The sequence below is a fragment of the Bradyrhizobium sp. genome (assembly GCF_016462955.1).
Taxonomy (GTDB): domain Bacteria; phylum Pseudomonadota; class Alphaproteobacteria; order Rhizobiales; family Xanthobacteraceae; genus Bradyrhizobium.
Genome location: NZ_JAEMSD010000740.1, coordinates 1 through 2,540, shown reverse-complemented (window position 1 = coordinate 2,540; position 2,540 = coordinate 1). Strand labels below are relative to the sequence as shown.

Below are 2,540 nucleotides of genomic sequence, written 5' to 3'. Positions count from 1 at the left end.
CGAGGTCGACGGCGAGGCCCAGCCGGAGGCCGCGCCGGCCACGGCCGCTCCGCCGCCCAAGCACAAGATCGTCCGCAGGCGCACCACCGCGCCGCCGCCGGATCAGCCCGTCCAGCAGTCGCAGCCGGCCCAGCCCGCGCAGCAGCAAACTCAGAGCGCCTTCCCGGCGCCGCTGCCGAGCGGCAGCTTTTCGCGCTAAAGCATGATCCGGAAAAGTGTGAAGCGGTTTTCCGAAAAGATCATGCTCAAACTAATATTCCCGTTGCATTGACAGGCGCTGCCCCGGCAGCGCACGAATGACCGATGTCCTTCACGATCGCCATCATCGGCCGGCCCAATGTCGGCAAATCGACGCTGTTCAACCGCCTGGTTGGGCAGAAGCTCGCGCTGGTCGATGACCTGCCGGGCGTCACCCGCGACCGCCGCGAGGGCGAGGCGAGGCTCGGCGATCTCCATTTCACCATCGTCGATACCGCCGGCCTCGACGAGGGCGCCAAGGGCTCGCTGACGGCGCGCATGCAGGAGCAGACCGAGGCGGCGATCGCGCAAGCCGATGCGCTGTTCTTCGTCATCGACGCCCGTATCGGCCTCACGCCGACCGACCGCGCCTTCGCCGATTTCGCCCGCAAGGCCAACAAGCCGGTGCTGCTGATCGCGAACAAGAGCGAAGGCAAGCACGGCGATGCCGGCGCGATGGAAGCTTTCGCGCTCGGTCTCGGCGATCCCATCCAGATCTCGGCCGAGCATGGCGAGGGCATGGGCGAGCTCTATGATGCCCTGGCCAGGCTGATGCCCGAGCCGGTCGACGAGGATGAGGACGAGGACGACGCCGAGCTTTCCGAGGAAGAGGCAGCCAGGCGTCCGATCCGGGTCGCGATCGTCGGCCGGCCCAATGCCGGCAAGTCGACGCTGATCAACCACCTTCTCGGCGAGGAGCGCCTGCTGACGAGCCCTGAGGCCGGCACCACGCGCGACTCCATCGCGGTCGAGATCAACTGGAAGGGCCGTGATTTCCGCGTGTTCGACACCGCGGGCCTGCGCCGGCGCTCGCGGATCGAGGAGAAGCTGGAGAAGCTCTCGGTCGCGGACGCGCTACGCGCGGTGCGCTTTGCCGAAGTCGTCGTGATGATGATGGACACGCAGAACCGCTTCGAGGAACAGGATCTGCGCATCGCCGACCTGATCGAGCGCGAGGGCCGCGCCATCGTGCTCGCCGTCAACAAATGGGACCTGATGGAGACCAAGGGCGGCGGCGCGATTTCGGGCCTGCGTCGCGATGCCGACCATTGGCTGCCGCAGCTCAAGGGCGTGCCGATCGTCGCCGTCTCCGGCCTGATGGGCGAGGGCATCGACCGGCTGATGCAGGCGATCCAGGATGCCTATGCGGTCTGGAACAGGCGCGTGCCGACGGCCGCGCTCAATCGCTGGTTCGAGCAGGCGGTCCAGGCCAATCCGCCGCCCGCCGTTTCGGGCCGCAGGCTGAAGCTGAACTACATTACCCAAACCAAGGCGCGCCCGCCGAGCTTCGTGCTGTTCTGCTCGCGCGCCGACGCGGTGCCGCAATCTTACTTGCGCTATCTCACCAACTCGATGCGCGAGACCTTCGAGCTGCCGGGCACGCCGGTGCGCATCACGCTGCGTGAAAAGGCCAATCCCTTCGCGCACAAGCGCAAGCGGCCGTCGTGACCGGCGCCGTGCCGATCGCAATGCGGATGCTGCCCGCGACGAAGCCAGTCGCGTAGGGTGGGCAAAGGCGCAAAGCGCCGTGCCCACGATCTGTCCTTGATACGAAGAAGTGGTGGGCACGCTTACGCCTTCGCTCTTCGAGCTACGGCGCATGCTTTGCCCACCCTACCACAGTGGAGAATGCCGATCGAGACCCCAGGCGATGCTCGCGCACCATCCCGGGAGGATGACCGCTACGCGGTCACTTCTTCACCAGCGGGCAGTCGCTGTCCTTGAGCGGCTTGGCGGCATCTTCCGCCGAGATCGTGGCGATCTGCTTGTAATAGTCCCACGGTCCCTTCGACTCCTCGGGCTTCTTAACCTCGAACAGGTAGGCGGGGATGAGACGGCGGCCGTCCTGGCGCAGCGGGCCGTTGCCGAACAGCGGATCGTCGGTCGGCAGTTCCTTCATCTTGGCGACGACCTTGGCGCCGTCACGCGGATTGCCGCCGAGCGCTTCCATCGCTTTCAGATAGTGCAGCACCATCGCGTAATTGCCGGCCTGAGTCATCGAGGGCATCGCGTTCTTGCTGGCAAGCTTCGAAAAGCGCTTCGACCATTCGCGCGTCTTGTCGTTCATGTCCCAGTAGAACGATTCGGTGAAGGTCAGGCCCTGAGCGGTCTTGAGGCCGAGTGAGTGGACGTCGTTGATGAACAGCAGCAGCGCGGCAAGCTTCTGGCCGGCCGAGACGATGCCGAATTCGGCAGCCTGCTTGATCGAATTCGTGGTGTCGCCGCCGGCGTTGGCAAGGCCGACGACCTTGGACTTGGACGACTGCGCCTGCAGCAGGAAGGACGAGAAGTCCGCGGTGTTG

Annotated in this window: 2 protein-coding genes and 1 pseudogene; 2 read left to right on the top strand and 1 reads right to left on the bottom strand. The window is 65.7% G+C overall.

Annotated features, from left to right (window positions below; genetic code table 11):
- Positions 1-199: pseudogene (locus JHD07_RS37675) on the top strand (hypothetical protein); the annotation flags it as partial.
- A gap of 104 nt (positions 200-303) precedes the next feature.
- Positions 304-1,686 carry a ribosome biogenesis GTPase Der gene (der, locus tag JHD07_RS37670; RefSeq protein WP_291631415.1) on the top strand — a complete coding sequence of 461 codons (1,383 nt, stop codon included), beginning with the start codon at positions 304-306 and terminating at the stop codon, positions 1,684-1,686.
- Positions 1,687-1,927: 241 nt separating this feature from the next.
- Here the strand turns inward: der and JHD07_RS37665 are convergent.
- The coding region (locus JHD07_RS37665) for an ABC transporter substrate-binding protein (protein WP_291631413.1) at positions 1,928-2,540 on the bottom strand (613 nt) is incomplete at its 5' end.